This is a genomic window from Nocardioides sp. LHG3406-4 (assembly GCF_049897745.1).
In the GTDB taxonomy this organism is placed as follows: Bacteria; Actinomycetota; Actinomycetes; order Propionibacteriales; family Nocardioidaceae; genus Nocardioides.
In genome coordinates, this window is sequence record NZ_JAFCWV010000008.1 from 88,170 (window position 1) to 105,748 (window position 17,579).

The 17,579-nt window shown below is 72.3% G+C and carries 14 protein-coding genes; 10 read left to right on the forward strand and 4 right to left on the reverse strand.

All coding sequences use genetic code 11. The annotated features are described in order from the left end of the window. The first annotated feature begins 54 nt into the window (after nucleotides 1-54). From ACP7BP_RS21180 to mctP, 8 genes are all read left to right on the forward strand, one after another. Nucleotides 55-969: an ABC transporter ATP-binding protein gene (locus ACP7BP_RS21180; protein ID WP_426247658.1), complete on the forward strand. Its 915-nt coding sequence runs from the start codon at nucleotides 55-57 to the stop codon at nucleotides 967-969. After that, a complete protein-coding gene (locus tag ACP7BP_RS21185; RefSeq protein WP_426247660.1) occupies nucleotides 966-1,601 on the forward strand; it encodes an ABC transporter ATP-binding protein in 636 nt (211 codons plus the stop codon). The genes ACP7BP_RS21180 and ACP7BP_RS21185 overlap by 4 nt, the downstream gene beginning before the upstream one ends. Further along, a complete protein-coding gene (locus tag ACP7BP_RS21190; RefSeq protein ID WP_426247662.1) occupies nucleotides 1,598-3,967 on the forward strand; it encodes a hypothetical protein in 2,370 nt (789 codons plus the stop codon). The genes ACP7BP_RS21185 and ACP7BP_RS21190 overlap by 4 nt, the downstream gene beginning before the upstream one ends. Beyond that, a complete protein-coding gene (locus ACP7BP_RS21195) occupies nucleotides 3,964-7,047 on the forward strand; it encodes an FtsX-like permease family protein (protein ID WP_426247664.1) in 3,084 nt (1,027 codons plus the stop codon). Before ACP7BP_RS21190 ends, ACP7BP_RS21195 begins: the two co-directional genes overlap by 4 nt. Nucleotides 7,048-7,185: 138 nt before the next feature. Next, on the forward strand, nucleotides 7,186-7,539 hold the full coding sequence (locus ACP7BP_RS21200; RefSeq protein ID WP_426247666.1) for a YciI family protein: 354 nt from the start codon (nucleotides 7,186-7,188) through the stop codon (nucleotides 7,537-7,539). Then, a complete protein-coding gene (locus ACP7BP_RS21205; protein WP_426247668.1) occupies nucleotides 7,539-8,765 on the forward strand; it encodes an RNA polymerase sigma factor in 1,227 nt (408 codons plus the stop codon). Before ACP7BP_RS21200 ends, ACP7BP_RS21205 begins: the two co-directional genes overlap by 1 nt. A 52-nt stretch (nucleotides 8,766-8,817) precedes the next feature. Further along, nucleotides 8,818-9,030: a DUF3311 domain-containing protein gene (locus ACP7BP_RS21210; protein ID WP_426247670.1), complete on the forward strand. Its 213-nt coding sequence runs from the start codon at nucleotides 8,818-8,820 to the stop codon at nucleotides 9,028-9,030. Continuing rightward, complete coding sequence (mctP, locus tag ACP7BP_RS21215) at nucleotides 9,030-10,670, forward strand: monocarboxylate uptake permease MctP (protein WP_426247672.1); 1,641 nt, start codon at nucleotides 9,030-9,032, stop codon at nucleotides 10,668-10,670. The genes ACP7BP_RS21210 and mctP overlap by 1 nt, the downstream gene beginning before the upstream one ends. 75 nt (nucleotides 10,671-10,745) lie before the next feature. On the opposite strand, the gene ACP7BP_RS21220 is transcribed toward mctP, so the two are convergent. After that, nucleotides 10,746-11,663 (reverse strand): GNAT family N-acetyltransferase, encoded by a 918-nt coding sequence (locus ACP7BP_RS21220; RefSeq protein ID WP_426247674.1) that lies wholly within the window; start codon nucleotides 11,661-11,663, stop codon nucleotides 10,746-10,748. 204 nt (nucleotides 11,664-11,867) lie between these two features. On the opposite strand from ACP7BP_RS21220, the gene ACP7BP_RS21225 reads away from it, so the two are divergent. Continuing rightward, the gene (locus tag ACP7BP_RS21225) at nucleotides 11,868-12,776 is read left to right on the forward strand and encodes a helix-turn-helix domain-containing protein (RefSeq protein ID WP_426247676.1); all 909 of its coding nucleotides are present in this window, start codon (nucleotides 11,868-11,870) and stop codon (nucleotides 12,774-12,776) included. A gap of 82 nt (nucleotides 12,777-12,858) precedes the next feature. Next, the gene (locus ACP7BP_RS21230) at nucleotides 12,859-14,598 is read left to right on the forward strand and encodes a DEAD/DEAH box helicase (protein ID WP_426247677.1); all 1,740 of its coding nucleotides are present in this window, start codon (nucleotides 12,859-12,861) and stop codon (nucleotides 14,596-14,598) included. Nucleotides 14,599-14,721: 123 nt separating this feature from the next. Here the strand turns inward: ACP7BP_RS21230 and ACP7BP_RS21235 are convergent, their stop codons facing one another. The 3 genes from ACP7BP_RS21235 to ACP7BP_RS21245 form a co-directional block, all read right to left on the reverse strand. Beyond that, complete coding sequence (locus ACP7BP_RS21235; protein ID WP_426247679.1) at nucleotides 14,722-15,297, reverse strand: YceI family protein; 576 nt, start codon at nucleotides 15,295-15,297, stop codon at nucleotides 14,722-14,724. A gap of 121 nt (nucleotides 15,298-15,418) precedes the next feature. Next, nucleotides 15,419-17,062 carry a glycosyltransferase family 61 protein gene (locus ACP7BP_RS21240; protein ID WP_426247681.1) on the reverse strand — a complete coding sequence of 548 codons (1,644 nt, stop codon included), beginning with the start codon at nucleotides 17,060-17,062 and terminating at the stop codon, nucleotides 15,419-15,421. A gap of 177 nt (nucleotides 17,063-17,239) precedes the next feature. Next, nucleotides 17,240-17,401 (reverse strand): hypothetical protein, encoded by a 162-nt coding sequence (locus tag ACP7BP_RS21245; RefSeq protein ID WP_426247682.1) that lies wholly within the window; start codon nucleotides 17,399-17,401, stop codon nucleotides 17,240-17,242. Nucleotides 17,402-17,579: the final 178 nt, after the last annotated feature.

A 17,579-nucleotide genomic window follows, 5' to 3' on the forward strand; every position in this document is an offset into this window, starting at 1 on the left:
CTGGTGTGAACGGCTGTCGTCGGTAGGTTGTCCGGGTTCGGAAGGGGACACGGGGTGCGAACAGGTCGAAGCGGGTCCGCGGTGCCCGCGCGCGCGGCCGACGGGGACGAGCGGGACCCCCGCGCCCGGGGGATCGGGGTGCGCTGTCAGGGCGTCGTGCACCTCTACCGGACCTTCGAGGGGCACGACGTCGTCGCCCTGCGCGGCGTCGACCTGGCGATAGCGCCGGGGGAGCGGGTGGCGTTCCTCGGCCCGAGCGGGTCAGGGAAGTCGACGCTGCTCCAGCTGCTCGGCGGTATCCAGCGACCCAGCGCCGGGCGGATCTTCCTCGGCGACGAGGAGATCTCCCGGATGGGCGAGCGCTATCTCGCCCGGATCCGGTCGCGCAGCGTCTCGACGATGCTGCAGGGCGCGACCCGCAACCTCCTGCCCTACGCGACCGCCCGGCAGAACATCGGCTTCGCCCGACTCGCGCTCTCGGCGGCCGACCGCCGGGACGCGATGCTCGACAGCGAGCTGCTCGGCCGCGTCGGCCTCGACGACCAGGCCGACCAGACCGTCTCGACGATGTCGGGCGGGCAGCGGCAGCGGCTTGCCCTGGCCTGTGCGGTCTCCACCGGGCCCGAGCTGCTGCTCGCCGACGAGCCCACCAGCCAGCTCAGCCACCAGGACCGCGACCACGTGCTGCACCTGCTGCACTCCGTCGGCGACGACTTCGGCACGACCATCGTGGTGGTGACGCACCAGCCGGAGGTCGCGGCGACGTTCCCGCGCACGGTCACCATGAAGGGCGGTCGGGTCGGGGCCGAGGGCCGCGACGGGTCGGAGTACGTCGTCATCGGCGCCGATGGCGACCTGCACCTGCCCGGGCACCTTTCGGCCGAGTGGCGGCCCGGCACGCTGGTGCGCATCGAGGACGAGGGCACCGGCAAGCTCGTCATCTCGCGCGCCGACGAGGAGACCCAGTGACCGGGCTCGAGGCGACCGGGATCACCTACACCGTGGGCCGGAAGCTGCTCGACGACGTCTCGGTGACGTTCCCGGCCGGCACGCTGGTCGCCCTGTCCGGCCCCTCCGGCTCCGGCAAGACCACCCTGCTCTCCATCGCCGGCGGCCTGCTCGAGCCGACCGCCGGCACCACGTCGTACGACGGCCGCTCGATGTGGCAGGGCACGGGGGACCCGCGCCCGGACGTGGCGTTCGTGCTCCAGGTCTACGGGCTCGTGCCGATCCTGTCGGCGCGCGAGAACGTCTCCATCGCGCTGCGCGCTCGCGGTGTCGACCCGGCCGAGGCCGACGAGCGCGCCGAGGCGGCCCTCGCCCGCTTCCACATCGCCGACCTCGGCGACCGGCAGGTCGAGGAGCTCTCCGGCGGACAGATGCAGCGCGTCGCCTGCGCCCGCGGGTTCGTGCCCGGCGCGGCCGTCCTGCTCGCCGACGAGCCGACCAGCGAGCTCGACGAGGGCAACCGCGGACTGGTCCTGGCCGAGCTGCGCGCCGAGGCGGAGCGCGGCGGCATCGTCGTGGTCGCCACCCACGACCCGGCCGTCGTGGCGTCCTGCGACCTGCACTACTCCCTCGACGAGGGCCGGCTCACGTGACCCGAGTCCTTCGCGGCGCCTGGTCGCGGCGCGGGACGCTCCTGGCGCTGGTCGCGATGACGGTCGTCGTGGTCGGCGGCGCGGTCGCGGTGACCCGCTTCGCCGACGCGGCCGGCCCCTCGCCCTGGCTGGCGCTGCCCCTCTATCTCCTGGGGGCCGTGGCGATCGCCGAGACCGGTCGCGCCCTGGCGTCGCGTCGACGCGAGGAGATCGGCCTGCACCGGCTCCGCGGCGTCCGCGGCCTCCGGCTGGCGGTCGCCCTCCTCGCCGAACCGGGGCTGGCGGTGCTCGCCGGCCTGCTCGGCGGCGTCCTCCTCGGCGCCGCCGCGACCGTCGTCCTCACGGACCGGTGGCTCGACGAGGCGGCGGCACCGCTCGACGCCACGTCGGTCGGGATCGCCGCACTCGTCGCCCTGGGTGGCCTGGCCGCGGCCGGCGCGGGCTTCGCGGGGGGCCTGCGCGAGCCGCTCTTCGCCCAGGTGAGCATCGCCGAGAGGCCGCGACGACCCGGCACCACCGCGACCTTCCTCAGCGTCCTGGTGGTCGTGGGCGCCGTCGTGGCCTGCTACCGCGCCGGGGCGGGCGACGCCCGCGATCCCGACGCCGTGGTGCTCGCCGGACCCGCGCTGGTGGCACTCGCCAGCGGCCTGGTGACCGGCTGGCTCGTGCGCTTCGCCGCGAGTCGTCTCGCCGGACGCACGGCCGGCTCGGGACTCGCCCCCTTCCTCGCCGTACGCCGTCTCGGCCGGTCCGCCGACGGCGCCGCCCCGGTGCGCCTGCTGGTGGCAGCGAGCGTGCTGGCGGCGCTGACCCTCACGGGTGCGCTGGCCGTCGCGAGCTGGGCCGACGACAGTGCCCGGCTGCGGGTGGGCGGCGCGCAGTTCGTGCCGATCGAGGGCAGCGCGCTGGAGGCGCTCTCGACCAGCCGCGCGCTCGACCCGGAGGGCCGGCACCTGATGGCGGTCGCCTCCGTGACCGACTACCTGGACGCGCGCGACCGGCGGACGTTCGTCGACGTGTCCCGCTACGCCGCGGTGGCGGGCGGCTTCCTCGACGGCACTCCTGCCGGCGGGGCGGCGGACCGGGTGGCCGGTCTGGCCACCGGCGAGGAGCCGCAGGTCCTCACCGGGATCGGCCTCGAGGTCGAGGTGAGGAACCTGCACGAGCTCGACCAGCGTCACGGCGTGCGGATCACGATCGACTACCTCGACGACCAGTCCACGACGGCGTCGGCCGAGGCGTCGTTCCGCTTCGCGGCCGGGAGGGACAGCGGCGGGGTCAGGGTGCCGGTGAGCGACTGCGCCCGGTCCTGCGTGCTGCGGAGCATCCGCGCCGAGGCGACGTTTCCGGTTCGCCGCGACACCGTCGGCGACCAGCCGGCGTACACCGCGTGGGAGGCCTTCCCCAGCCCGAGCCTGTCCGTGCTGGTCACCCGCCTGAGGTTCGGGGACGTCGACCTGTTGGACCAGACCTACGTGCCGGGGCCGCGGGTCGATGCGCCGCGATACGACCGGGTCGTGGTCAACCGACCCGACGGCCTGCAGCTCAACGGCCTGCCCGACGGCTCGCCCGAGGTGGTCGTCGCCGCCGGCTCCGGGGCACTGCCCGCGATCGCCACCCGTGGCACCGTCACCGAGGACGCCATCGACACCCCTGGCGGTCGCGACCGCCCCCTCGACCTGCGCGGCAGTGTCGACGCGCTGCCGTTCGTGGCGGCCGGTGGGCTGCTGGCGGACCTGCCCAGCGCGCTGGTCGGCGACGACCCGACCGTGCCCGCCGCCGAGGTCGGGGTCGTGGTCGGCCCGGGGACCCCGGACGAGCTGGTCGCCGCGCTCCTCGACGAGGCCGGCACCGGCGCCCGGACCGTGGGGTCGGCCCGGCAGGCGGCGTACGCCGCCTCGGGGGCGCAGCAGGCCAGCGTCTACGTGCTGATGGCCGGCGCCTGCCTCCTGGTCGCCCTCATCGCGCTCGCCGGCTCCGTCGGCCGGCAACGCGCCGAGCACCGCGCCCAGGTGGCGGCGCTGCGGGTGGTCGGCGTCCCCCTCGGCACGGCCCGGCGCGCAGGGAGGCTCGAGCTGGGCCTGCTGGCCGGGGTGACGGCGGTCGGCGTCCTGACCGGCGGGTGGGTGGCCGTCCGCTTCCTGCTCTCGCACCTGCGACTGGTCGCCGTACCCGCCTTCGACGTTCCCGTCGACACCGGCGTGCAGTGGTGGCTGCTCGTCGCGACGGCGCTGTTCGCCGCGGTCGCCGTGCTCGCGCTCGGCACCCGCGCGCGCGACCTGCCCGATGGGCTCACCCGCCCGGCCACGCTGCGCACCGGCGTCACGGGCACCGGCGTCGCGGGCGCCGGCCTGGTGGACCTATGAGCACCCTCGTCGGCACCGTCCTGCGCGGGATGCGGGCCCGGCTGCTGCTGTCCCTGGGGTCGGTGCTGCTCACCGCGCTGGCCATCGGCTCGGCCGTGCTCGGCCCGATCTTCGCCGAGGCGGTCACCAACTCCTACCTCTCCGCGCGGCTCAACGCGGCCCCGCCGCAGCTCACCGGCCTCTCGTGGTCGCTCGACACGAGCCAGGGAGTGAACGACCCGCCCGAGGACGTGCTGGCGGAGGCCGAGACCACGGCGGCGCGCAACAGCGTCGGCCCGTTCGGCGATCCGGTCGGGGAGCTCGTCAGCCGCCGCTACACCGGCCTCGGCGGCGTGGAGTTCCGTTTCCGGGCGCGCCCCGGCCAGTGCGACCACCTCGTCATCGAGGGCCGCTGCCCCTCGGCTCCCGGCGACGTGCTGGTCCTCGGCAGCGACCTCGAGGAGCTCGGCCTCGAGGTCGGGCAGCAGGTGCCGCTGCCCATCGGCAAGCCTCACCCCGACGCAGTGGATCCGGCGGAGAGCCCGCTGACGTCGATGACCGTGGTGGGCACCTACACCGCACCGGACGAGGAGCAGGTCGACTGGTGGTTCGACGCCACGCAGCTGTCGAGCACCCCGCTGCGCTTCGACGACGTGACCGAGACGGTGATCCCTCCTCGGCCGGCGCCGTTCCTCACTGTGGTCGACACGTTCGACGTCGTCCCCGACGGAGAGTGGGTCGCCCACGTCGACGTGCCGCTCGACGTGCCGCCGGACGCGACGCTGGCCGACGTCAGGCAGGCGAGCGTCAGCGCCGACGACTCCCTGAAGGCCACGCTCGGCGTGGCCGGCGGGTCGATGACCGGCACCAACGACCTCAACGACCTCCCGGCCATCGACCGCGAGGTGCGACTCCAGCAGGCGACCGCGCGATCCTCGATCGGGCCGGCCGTGCTCTCGCTGCTGCTCGTCGCGCTCGCCCTGCTGATGCGGCTGATGATGGCCGCGTGCGAGCTGCGGGTGCCGGAGCTCGCACTGGCCTCCCTGCGCGGGCTGGGAGCGCGCCGCCTCTGGGGTCTCGGCGTCGCCGAGCCGCTGGGGCTGATCGCGGTCTCGGTTCCGGTGGGCGCCACCCTGGGCTACGTCCTGTCGTGGGTGCTGGTGCGGACCTGGCTGGTGCCGGAGCTGCCGGTCCCGCTGCCCTGGGCGAGCGTCGCCGCCGGGGCGGTCGTGGTCCTGGGCGCGGTCGCGGTGAGCGTCCTGGCGGTGCGGCTGGTGCTGAGGGTCTCGCTGGCCTCCCAGCTCACGGGCGTACGCCGCCCCGCGGCCACCGGCCGGGTCGGGCTCATCGTCCAGCTGGTCCTGGTGGCGCTGGCGGGCGCCGTACTCGCGAGCAAGCTGCTGGGCAGCGCCGCACAGGCCGACCCCGACGTCACCGACCTGGTGCTGCCGGTGCTGCTCGCGGTGGTGGCGGGACTCGGCGCGACCCACCTCATCGCGGTGGTGGCGCGGTGGTGGACCCGGCGCCGCGCCGGCAGCCGGTCGCTGAGCGGGTTCGTGGCCTCCCGCGCGATCTCGCGGCGCCAGGAGGGCACCTTGGTGATCCTTCCGCTGACCGCGGCCATCGCCGTCGCGGTCTTCGGCGCCGGCGTCTTCGGCTCCGCGGCGACGTGGCGGGACTCGGTGGCCGCGACCGCCTCGCCCGCAGACAGCGTGTGGTCCTCGCCGCTGCCGGTGCGCGACACGGTCGCGCTGACGCACGAGGTCGACCCCGACGGACGCTGGGCGATGGCCGCGGCCAGTGTCGCCAGCCCCGGCCTGCTCCTCTCCGCCGTCGACGCACCGCGACTGGCCGCGGTCGCGCAGTGGCCCGAGTCGTGGACACCCGGCCTCGACGTCGAGCAGGTGGCTGACCTGATCGGGCCGAAGGGCGACGTGCCCGTCGTCGAGGGCCGCGACGTCTCGCTCACCCTCGACAACCAGCTGGCCACGCCGGTGTGGGTCGAGCTTCGGCTCGGGGAGCGGGCCGGTGTGCCGGAGCGCGCCTACCTCGGTCCGTTCGAGATCGGCACGAGCACCGTCGCCCGCCGGGTGCCGTGCCAGGACGGTTGCCTGCTCGAGGGCCTCACCCTCGGGGGCGGCGCGGCCACCGCACTCGAGATGACCGGGGCGGTGACCCTCAGCGACCTCACCGTCGACGGGGCGGCGGTGCCCGGTGCCTTCGACGGGGCCGGCTGGGTGCCGTCGCCTGCGCTCGCCGACGGTGTCGACGTCGCGCTGCAGACCGGCTCCACCCTGGCCGTGCATCTCGACACCGGTGGGGAGCCCCAGGCGGTCCGGCTGGCCACCGGCGGTCTCGCGCAGGCCAGGCCGGTGCTGCGCGGCGTCGAGGTGGAGGAGTCGGCGGTGCGCGGCTACGCCGGTGTGCCCGGCGGCGTACCGCTCGAGCCGGTCGGGACGGCCGAGAGCACGCCCTTCCTCGGGCCCCGCGGCGTCCTGGTCGACGTCACCCAGCTGACGAGCGACGAGGCGCTCTACGACGACTTCTTCGACGTGCGCGTGCTGGTGCGCGACGGCGCGCCCGCCGAGCTCCGTGACGCGCTCTCCGCGCAGGGGCTCACCGTCGCGTCCACCCTGGACGAGGAGCGACACACCCTCGACCAGGGCGCCTACGCCCTGGCGCTCCGCCTCTACGCCGTCGTCGCGGTGCTGGTGCTCCTGATGGCGCTGGCCGGCCTGGTCGTCTCCACCGCCGTGCAGCTGCCCGCCCGGCGCCGCGACGCCGCCGCGCTCAGGGTGGTCGGCGTGCCGCGCCGGGCGGTGATGTCGGCGGCGGCCCGTGAGCTCGCTGCCGTGCTCGGCGGCGCCGCGGTGGCCGGCATCCTCGCCGGCACGCTCTCGCAGTACGTCGTGCTGCGCACGGTCACCCTGGGCTACGTCGACGAGCTGAGCACGCCGCACCTCATCGCCAGCATCGACCCGCTCCGGCTCGTCGTGCTCACCGCCCTGGCGGCCGTCGTACTCGGCATCGTGGCCTTCGTCAGCGCCGCCTTGACGGTGCGCGGTGCGCGCGGCGCCACACTGCGCGAGTCGTCGCGCTGACCGAGGCGATCGCTCTCCGGCGCTGACGGACGAGCTCGTCGGGGCGATCCTTTGGCAGAGTGTCGTATTCGCCCGGTCCCGTTCGTGGGATGGGTGAAGGGAGGCCAACCGGGCCTCTCCCGCACAAGGAGGAACACCATGTCCCAGTACCTGCTGTCGGTACACGGCTCGGTCGACGACCCCGAGCTCAAGCCGGAGGAGATGCAGAGCGTGTTCGAGGCGGTCGACCGCTTCAACGAGAAGGTCCGGGCCGCGGGGGCGTGGGTCTTCGCCGGTGGACTGCACCCGATCGAGGCCGCCACCACGGTCGACGGCACCGGTGACCAGCCGGTGATGACCGACGGCCCGTTCGCCGAGAGCAAGGAGTTCCTCGGTGGCTTCTGGGTCATCGAGGCCGCCGACCTCGACGCCGCGCTCGACTGGGCGGCGCAGGGCTCCAAGGCCTGCCAGGGCAAGGTCGAGGTCCGGCCCTTCCAGGAGGAGCCGGCCTGATGCGAGCGCCGGGCGACGCGGACACCTCCGAGGAGATCTCCCGGATCTTCCGCGAGGAGTACGCCGTCGTCGTCGCCTCGCTGGCCCGCCGCTTCGGTGACCTCGACATCGCCGAGGAGGCGGCCGGTGAGGCGCTCGTGACGGCGATGGAGCGATGGCCAGGTGACGGGATCCCCCCGAACCCTGGCGGGTGGCTGACCACCACCGGCCACCGCAAGGCCATCGACCGCATCCGCCGTGAGTCCCAGCGCGACGACCGGCATCGGCAGGCAGCCATGACCTACGACGACACCCCACCACCCGACCACGGCGCGGTCGAGGACGACCGGCTCCGGCTGGTCTTCACCTGCTGCCACCCGGCACTGGCTCCGGCCGCCCGGGTGGCCCTCACCCTCCGGCTCATCACCGGCCTGACCGTGCCGGAGATCGCCGCGGCGTTCCTCGTGCCCGAGACGACGATGGCGCAGCGGATCACCCGGGCCAAGGCCAAGATCAAGGCCGCCAAGGTGCCCTACCGGGTGCCGCGGGCCGAGGACCTCCCCGCCCGTACGGCGGGCGTGCTCGCGGTGGTCTACCTCGTCTTCAACGAGGGCTACCTCGCGACCGCGGGCGCGGAGTCGGTGCGCGACGACCTCTGCGAGGAGGCGATCCGGCTGGCCCGCCTGCTGCGGGTGCTGCTGCCCCAGGACCCCGAGGTGGCCGGCCTGCTGGCCCTGATGCTGCTCACCCACGCCCGCCGTCCGGCTCGCGTCAGCGACGGGAGCCTCGTGCCGCTCGACGAGCAGGACCGCACCCTGTGGCGACGCGACCTCATCGAGGAGGGCCACGAGCTGGTCCGCGCGTGCCTCGCCCTCAACCGCCCCGGGCCCTACCAGATCCAGGCGGCCGTCAACGCGGTGCACACCGACGCCGCGACCGTGGCCGACACCGACTGGGGGCAGATCGCCGCGCTTTACGACCAGCTCGCCCGCATCGCCCCCTCGCCGGTGGTCGCCCTCAACCGCGCCGTCGCGGTGGCCGAGCTCGAGGGCCCCGAGGTGGCGCTGGCCCTGGTCGAGCGCCTCGACCTCGTGGCCTACCACGCGTGGCAGGCCACCCGGGCCGACCTGTTGCGTCGGCTGGGCAGGCACGCGGAGGCCCGGGCGGCGTACGACGCGGCGATCGCCCTCATCGACAACGAGGCCCAGCGGACATTCCTCGACCGGCGCCGAGCCGAGCTGATGTGAGCGCGGTCACGGTCGGCTAGGGTACTGCGGTTCCTTTCTCTCGGAGGTGACGATGAACCGCACGTGGGCACTCATCTGCCTGCTGCTGGCGCCGGCAGTGATCCTGCCGCTGCTCGTGGGCATCTACGACAAGACCGATCCGACCCTGCTCGGATTCCCGTTCTACTTCTGGTTCCAGTTCGCGCTGATCCCGATGTCGGCGGTGCTGACCGTGGCGGCCTACTACCTGGCCAAGTCCACCGACCGTGATCGGAAGGTGCGCTGATGGACGGCATCGCGGTCAGCATCTTCGTCTTCTTCTTCCTGCTCGTCACGGTGCTCGGCTTCGCGGCCGCGCGCTGGCGGCGTGCCGAGAAGCTCGACAACCTCGACGAGTGGGGCCTGGGCGGGCGCGGCTTCGGCACGTTCATCGCCTGGTTCCTCATCGGGGGCGACCTCTACACGGCGTACACCTTCATCGCCGTGCCCGCCACGCTGTACGCCGGCAGCGCGGTCGGGTTCTTCGCCGTGCCCTACACGATCGTGGTCTACCCGCTGATCTTCCTGTTCCTGCCCCGGCTGTGGTCGGTCTCGCACCGGCACGGCTACATCACGCCGGCCGACTTCGTGCAGGGCCGCTACGACAGCCGCCCGCTCGCGACCGCCGTGGCGCTCACCGGCATCCTCGCGACGATGCCCTACATCGCCCTGCAGCTGGTCGGCATCGAGGTCGTCCTCCAGGTGATGGGCCTGCAGGCAGGGGAGGACGCCGCCTGGGTCGTCCAGCACCTGCCGCTGTTCGTCGCGTTCGCCGTGCTCGCGGCCTACACCTACTCCAGCGGCCTGCGGGCACCGGCGCTGATCGCGTTCGTCAAGGACATCCTGATCTACGTCGTGATCATCGTCGCGGTGTTCTACCTGCCCTCCCAGCTGGGCGGCTGGGACTCCATCTTCAGCGCCGCCCAGGACAACTTCGACGCCTTCAACGCCGAGAACGCCGACGCCATCGCGGCCGGCGACGTGGCGGGCAAGGCGATGATGCCGCCGGCGGCCGCGCACTGGGCCTATGCGTCCCTGGCCCTCGGCTCGGCGCTGGCGCTGTTCATGTACCCGCACTCGGTCACGGCCGTGCTGTCCACCAAGAACCGCTCGGTCATCCGGCGCAACGCGGCCCTGCTGCCGGCGTACTCCTTCCTGCTGGGGCTGCTCGCCCTCCTCGGCTTCGTCGCCATCGCGGCGGGGGTCAAGGTCGAGAACGCCCAGCAGTCGGTGCCGCAGCTGTTCGAGAACGAGTTCCCGAGCTGGTTCGCCGGGGTCGCGTTCGCGGCGATCGGCATCGGCGCGCTGGTGCCGGCGGCGATCATGTCGATCGCGGCGGCCAACCTGTGGACCCGCAACCTCTACAAGGCCTACATCAACCCCGCCGCGACACCGCAGCAGGAGGCCAAGCAGTCGAAGGTGATGTCGCTCGGCGTGAAGCTCGGCGCGCTGATCTTCGTGCTCGGCCTGCCCAAGCAGTTCGCCATCAACCTGCAGCTGCTCGGCGGGGTGTGGATCCTCCAGACGATGATCGCGATCGTCGCGGGGCTCTACACCCGCTGGTTCCACCGATGGGCGCTGCTCGCCGGGTGGGCGGTCGGCATGGTCTACGGCACCTGGACGGCGTACGGCGTCGAGGTGCCCGGCGACCCCGGCTCGCACTTCGGCGGACCGCTCACGACGATCCCCTTCACCGAGACGAAGGTCTACATCGCCCTGGTCGCCTTCCTGCTGAACCTGCTCGTCGCGATCGTGCTGACGGTCGTGCTGCGGGCGATGGAGGTCGACGAGGGCGTCGACCAGACGCAGGACGACGATTACTCTGCCGACGTCGGCGACGAGGGTGTCGAGTCGGAGCTCTCACCGACCACCCCACCCCACCCCTGATCGCTGGGTAGTCCGGGGCAATCCGGGGCCTTCTGGGCCCATGCAGCCCCATTTTGCACCGGACTACCCGGCGCGTCAGACCTCGATGGCGCGGTTGACCCACACGCCCGTGACCTCCATGCCGACCTTCTCGTAGAGCGACAGGGCGCCGGTCCGGGAGTCGGTGGAGAGGCACGACGCCTGGCAGCCGTGCTCGCGGCCCACGGCGAAGGAGTCCACGAGCAGCACCTGGGCCAGGCCCCGGTGGCGCTGGTCGCGGCGTACGGCGAGCCGGTCGACCCAGGCCTCCTCGCCGGCCTTCACGACGAACGCCGTGCCGACGACCTCACCGCCGGCGTCGGTGACGACGCGGATGTTCCACGGCTCGAAGCCCGGCCGCAGCCACATGCCGGCGGCGCAGTCCTCGAACGACTGGCGCTCACGGTCGGACCACTCGAGGAAGGCGTCCTCGATGACCGTCCACACCGCACGCCGGTCGGCCTCGGTTGCCTGGCGTACGACGTACCCCTCGGGCAGGGCGCGGTCGACGATCGTGCGCTCCCGGGGCAGCTTGAGGATCCAGCTCGTCCACCGCACGTGGTAGCCCAGGGCGGCCAGCAGCCGGTCGCCCGACGACCCCTCGGGCACCGGCATGCCGATCCGGTGACCGCCCCGGGTGCGCACTCTCGTCTGCATCCAGCCGGCGAGGGCGGTGCCGATGCCGCGGCCCTGCACGTCGGGATGCACGGCTGCGTCGCCGCGATCGTGCCCGGAGACCTCGGCGTAGCCGACCAGCCGGTCGCCGTCGAACACCCCGATCGTGGAGGTGGTGACGTCGAAGCTGGGGCGCTGCCAGTCGGCGACGATGTCGGCCTCCTCGATGTCGACGACACCGAGATCGGCGAGCTCGACCGCGGCCATCACCTCGAAGACAGCGGGTGCGTCGCCGGCGACCAGAGGGCGGCTGCTGAGTCCGGCCGGGAGCGCCTCGGGCGGGAGGGAGATAGTGTCCACCGGCCCAGTGTGCGACCGCGGCAGATGGCTGTCGCGCGAGTTTCGCCACCTCATCCGGGCGGGAGGTGGTGCAAGGCGCCGGAATCCCCCCGGTAATCCGGCGCCTCGCCTGGGTTCAGGGTAGGCAAGCCGAAATCACACCCCGTTGGCCTAACCTGTGAAAAGCATGTGAACAGTGCGACGTACACGGAGCCGGGGGGTCCCATGCACGACGACGGTGACGACGCCACCTTCCCGATGCGACTGAGCCACGCCATCGCCGCACGCGGGCTGACGCTGCAGGGCATCTCGGAGAGGCTGGCGACCCGCGGCATCAGGGTCAGCGTCTCGACGCTGAGCTACTGGCGCTCCGGCCTGCGCCGACCGGAGCGGGCCGCCTCCCTGGAAGCGCTCGACGCCCTGGAGGACCTGCTCGGCCTGTCGTCCGGTGACCTGCACAGCCGGCTCGGACCCCCGAACCGGCCCGGCCCACCACGAGCCGGTCTCGGCTACGAGGAGCTGCTGGGCGCCGAGGTGGCCCGCCTGTTCACCGAGCTGGGCTTCGGACCGGAGCCCCGCGCCACCGAGGTGAGCAACCACGTCATCCTCGACCTGCGGCCCGACCTCTCGTTGGAGCAGCTCAGCTGGCGGGGCCTGTGGCGGGCCGACGACGACGGCGTCGACCGGGTGCCGCAGGTCGTCATCGTCGACACCCACGGAGACGACCCCGATCCGGCTGTCTTCACCCCCGTCTTCGGCTGCCGCCTCGGCAGGGTGGCGGCGCAGCCGCACCAGGGGCGGTACGCCGCGGAGCTGATCTTCGACCGGACCCTCGGCCGCGGGGAGACGACCCTCACCGAGTACACCGTCACCGGGCTCCGCGACGTCCGGGACACCAGCTTCGACCTGCATCTGAACCGCCGCATGAACGAGCTCGTCATCTGGGTGCGGGTGGACCCCGCCGCACCGGCGCTGCGCTACGAGACCTACACCTGCGTCGGCGACGAGGAGACGGTGACGCCGTTCGACACGCCGGGCAGCTCCGGCCACCTGGTGCTCCGCGGCTTCGGCCCCGGCTGGTGCGGGATCCGCTGGCGGATCGCCGGCAGCAGAGGCCGCGGAACGGTCCGGTGAGTGCGACGTCGGGTGGCATAGTGAGCGGAGTCGCACGCGGCACGAATCTGCCGCCGAGCCGCCAAAGCACTACCGTTGACGGGTGGACGACGACTTGAGCACCGACCAGCCGACCTTTGCCGACCTCGGGCTGGAGGCCCGGGTGCTCAAGGCAGTGACCGACGTGGGCTACGAGGTGCCCTCGCCGATCCAGGCTGCCACGATCCCGCCACTGCTCGCGGGACGCGACGTGATGGGCCTCGCGCAGACCGGCACGGGCAAGACCGCCGCCTTCGCACTGCCGATCCTGTCCAACCTCGACATCAAGCAGAAGTCGCCGCAGGCGCTGGTGCTCGCCCCCACCCGTGAGCTCGCGCTCCAGGTGTCGGAGGCCTTCGAGAAGTACGCCGCCCGGCTGCCCGGCATCCACGTGCTGCCCGTCTACGGCGGCCAGGGCTACGGCGTGCAGCTGTCCGCCCTGCGTCGCGGCGTACACGTCGTCGTCGGCACGCCCGGGCGCATCATGGACCACCTGGAGAAGCGCACGCTCGACCTGTCGGAGCTGAAGTTCCTGGTGCTCGACGAGGCCGACGAGATGCTCAAGATGGGCTTCGCCGAGGACGTCGAGACGATCCTCTCGGGCACTCCCGACACCAAGCAGGTCGCGCTGTTCTCCGCGACCATGCCGTCCGCGATCCGCCGCATCACGGCCAAGCACCTCAAGGACCCGGTCGAGGTCACCGTCAAGAACAAGACGCAGACGGTCTCGACGATCACCCAGCGCTACCTGATCGTGTCCTACCCCCAGAAGATCGACGCCCTCACGCGCATCCTCGAGATGGAGAACTTCGAGGGCATGATCGTGTTCGTCCGGACCAAGAGCGAGACCGAGGTCGTGGCCGAGAAGCTCCGGGCCCGGGGCTTCTCCGCGCAGGCGATCAACGGCGACGTGGCGCAGGTGCAGCGTGAGCGGACGATCAACCAGCTGCGCACCGGCAAGCTCGACATCCTCGTCGCGACCGACGTCGCTGCCCGCGGTCTCGACGTCGAGCGCATCAGCCACGTGGTGAACTTCGACATCCCGACCGATCCCGGCTCCTACGTGCACCGCATCGGCCGCACCGGCCGGGCCGGCCGCAAGGGCGACTCGATCGCGTTCGTCACCCCGCGCGAGAAGCACCTGCTCCGCGCGATCGAGAAGGCCACCCGCCAGCCGATCACCCAGATGCAGCTGCCGACCGTCGAGGACATCAACGAGTCGCGGCTCAACCGCTTCGACGACGCGATCACCACGATGCGCGCCGACGCCGAGCGCCTCGACTTCTTCCGCGAGGTCGTCGGCCACTACGTGCGTGAGCACGACGTGCCCGAGCTCGACGTGGCCGCCGCCCTGGCCGCCGTGATGTACGCCGACAGCCCGCTGCTGCTCGACGCCCTGCCCGAGCCCGCGCCGCGCACGTTCCAGGGCAACGACCGGGAGCGGCCCGAGCGCAGCGGCAAGCCCCGCGAGAGGGGTGGCCCGCCCGCCCGTGCGCGCCGGGTGGGCAACGACGCGAACCTGGCGACGTACCGGATCTCGGTCGGTCGCCGGCACAAGGTCGAGCCGCGCCAGATCGTGGGCGCGCTGGCCAACGAGGGCGGCCTGGGCCGTGCCGACTTCGGCCGGATCGACATCCGGATGGACCACTCGCTCGTCGACCTCCCCGTCGAGCTGCCCGCCGGCGCCTGGGACCGGCTGCGCGGCACCCGGATCTCCGGCAAGCTCATCGAGCTGTCGAAGGACACCGGTGCACCACCGCGTCGCGACGGTGACGAACGGCCCAAGAAGCCGCGGCACAAGTAGTTCCGAGCACGGCCCCCCGGGCCGGACGCGCAAGAGCCCCGAGACCATCCGTGGTCTCGGGGCTCTGCTTGCCTACTAGCGAGCCTGCCTACTGCGAGGCTGCTGCTGCTGCGTGGTGCTGGCTCAGGCGTTCTTGATCGCGGAGACGTCGAACTCCAGGACGACCTTGTCCGACACCAGGACACCGCCGGTCTCGAGCGCGGCGTTCCAGGTGAGGCCCCAGTCCTTGCGGCTGATCGTGGTGCGGCCCTCGAAGCCGATGCGCAGGTTGCCGAAGGGGTCCTGCGCCGAGCCGGTCTCCTCGAAGGGGATCGTCACGGACTTGGTCTCACCCTTGATGGTGAGGTCGCCGGTGATGTTCCAGTCGCTGCCGTTGCGCTCGACGGAGGTCGAGGTGAAGGTGATCTCCGGAAGGTTCTCGACGTCGAAGAAGTCGCCGGACTTGAGGTGGCCGTCACGGTCGGGGACGCCGGTGTCGATCGAGTCGACCTTGATCGCGACCTGGACGTTCGACGCCGACGGGTTGGCCGCGTCGATGTGTGCGGTGCCGGTGAAGTCCTTGAACTGCCCGCGCACCTTCGTGACCATGGCGTGCCTGGCGGTGAAGCCGAGGCGGCTGTGGGCAGCGTCCAGCGTGTAGTCGCCGGAGATGTTCTCCACGGCGGTGGTGGGGGCGTCGAAATCGGGGGTCTGCGTCACGGTAGGGCTCCTAAGTTGGTTGGGAATTCAACCACTCCAACAACGGGGCGCCGGATTAATTCCCGACGTGCCCACCTGGCGATACGGACCCGGTCGACCCGCGCCCGAGGCCCTCATCGCCTCAGGTCAGTCGCTCGAGCAGCTCACGCAGGGGCCCCTCGTTCGTCGCCAGGTCGAACTCCCAGCCGGACTGGAACGCCTCGTAGTAGCCGACCGGCCGGGCCACATCCGGGGCGCTCCAGAAGTAGTGCACGTCGGCGCCGAGGAGCGCGGCCATCATGTGCTCGTTGCGGGCCTCATAGGCTTCATGGTTCAGCACGACGACATCTTCGAGTCCGCTGGCGTAGAGCATGTTGAACATGCCCGTGCCACCGAACCCCGCGATCACCCGGGCGTTGGAGAAGACGCTCGCCTGTTCGCCAGGACTCAGCCCGCCGGGATGGACGATGCTGAAGCCGAACTCGCGGAACAGCTCCTCGACCGCCCCCACGTTGCGACAGAGCCGATTCCCCTCGTGCCGGGTCACGAAGACGAGGCGGGGGCTCTCCTGTGCGGGCTCCGCCACGCCGAACCCGCTGCGAAGCCGCTGCCACACGTGCCGGGTCTCCGGGTGGGCGTAGAAGGGCGACTTGTTGTGCCACGTGGGCGTCGCGCCGACCAGGACGTCGACGGTCACCGCGCCGTCCACCCAGACCAGGTCGTCCTCGTGGATCCCGTAGGCACGGAGTACGGCGAGGTCGGCCCGCGGCCGGCCGCGGGCGGCGTCTCGATGGTGCGTGCGCATCAACAGACGGAGCCCGGGGTCGACGGCCTTCGCCTCCTCCCACCCCCACAGCTTCGCCAACGCCTCCGTCATCAGGTGGCCGTAGTGCCCCGGGTGCGCGTAGTCGAAGAAGTAGTAGGCGCCCGGCAGGTGCCGAGGGTCGGCACGTGGGCCCCTGATGCGCCCGAAGTGCGACTCCACCAGCTTGATCCTTGGCTGATGGACGCGTTCACCCTGCCACTTGAACGACTCCGGGAGCACCACCGAGTCCGTGGTCACCAGCGCTGCGGATCCGAGAGTCAGTGCTCCTTCGTACCTGCGCAGGGTCAGCTCCGGGTAGTCGATGTCGGCACCGAGGCCCGCCACCGGGGCCGTGCTCGGGTACGACGAGACCTGGTGGTGGGCCGACAGCTGCCCAGCCCCTCGTCTCGCCAGGACCGACAGCCGTGGAGAGCCCGGTCTCGCTCTCAGGACCTGCGCCACCTCGGCGTCACGAAGCAGCACGAAGTGCTGCAGCGACTTCCTCACCGCCAGGCCGTACGCCGTCGGCGTCGGCTGATCGATGCCCAGCCCCAGCTCGCGACGCCACTTCGGCATGTTCGACGCCGTACTGGAGGAGGCGCGTTCGCGGATCCGCTCGAGAAGGGGCAGCAGAGTGTCGCGCACGGCCGGGGTGAGGTGCAGCTGCACCAGGCCGCCCCTGACCACGTGCGGGGAGAGGGCGCCCAGCAGGCGTGCCTGGCGCCGTGCCCTGCCCTTGGTGGCGATCACGAGGTGGTCGACGGGGCCGATCGACCGCAGCTCCAGGTTCAGGGTCTCGAGCTGTGCCGGCTGTCGGACGAACTCCCAGGTGTGCTTGCGCGCGGTCGGGGCGACGCTCTCGGGACCGACCAGGACGACGCGGCCGGCGCGCACGCCCCGCGAGTAGACCGCCGGGTCGACCGACGGGTCCGCCACGACCAGCGCCGTCCCAGGCGTCGGCCGCCGCGCACGCCACGCCATCGATCCCCGTCCCTTCGACGCACGTCACCGCCGACGGTCGTCGTCAGGGGGTGAGTCCAGGGCAACTCTGCCACCGACGCCGGCATCGACACGCCAGGCAGGAGCGAGCGGGCGTGCGCGTGGCCAGGGAGTCCGGTGGTCGCCGCCGGCTCAAGCCGGGCCGGTGTCGTCGACCGGCTAGGCCGCGTGGGGCGTGGGTGCCGGGTGGGGGCGGGCGGACGGCGGGTCACACACCCAGCGGGCCTCCAGTCGCGTGCGGCCGCGCTCGTCGCGCACCTCGCTCCACTGCATGTGCAGGCCGGTCGCCTGGCTCTCACTGGCCTTCTGTGGGTTGCTCATGTGACACCTCCCGTTCACTTCGTGTTCACCAGAGTACGCCGATCCCCACCTGTGCGCCACCTCTACGCTGAAAGATGCGTCTGATTCCCCACCTGACGTCCTGCGACGGCGTCCTGGGTGACCGTCTGTTCCACTTCGGGCCTTAGCGGGGCCGCTCGCAGGGGTGGGCTGAGGTTGT

What these genes read in the sequence shown, in the direction of transcription:
- ACP7BP_RS21195 (WP_426247664.1), top strand. Translation starts at nt 3,964, where the DNA reads ATGAGCACCCTCGTCGGCACCGTCCTGCGCGGGATGCGGGCCCGGCTG.
- ACP7BP_RS21200 (WP_426247666.1), top strand. Translation starts at nt 7,186, where the DNA reads ATGTCCCAGTACCTGCTGTCGGTACACGGCTCGGTCGACGACCCCGAG.
- ACP7BP_RS21205 (WP_426247668.1), top strand. Translation starts at nt 7,539, where the DNA reads ATGCGAGCGCCGGGCGACGCGGACACCTCCGAGGAGATCTCCCGGATC.
- ACP7BP_RS21210 (WP_426247670.1), top strand. Translation starts at nt 8,818, where the DNA reads ATGAACCGCACGTGGGCACTCATCTGCCTGCTGCTGGCGCCGGCAGTG.
- mctP (WP_426247672.1), top strand. Translation starts at nt 9,030, where the DNA reads ATGGACGGCATCGCGGTCAGCATCTTCGTCTTCTTCTTCCTGCTCGTC.
- ACP7BP_RS21225 (WP_426247676.1), top strand. Translation starts at nt 11,868, where the DNA reads ATGCACGACGACGGTGACGACGCCACCTTCCCGATGCGACTGAGCCAC.
- ACP7BP_RS21240 (WP_426247681.1), bottom strand. Translation starts at nt 17,062, where the DNA reads ATGGCGTGGCGTGCGCGGCGGCCGACGCCTGGGACGGCGCTGGTCGTG.
- ACP7BP_RS21245 (WP_426247682.1), bottom strand. Translation starts at nt 17,401, where the DNA reads ATGAGCAACCCACAGAAGGCCAGTGAGAGCCAGGCGACCGGCCTGCAC.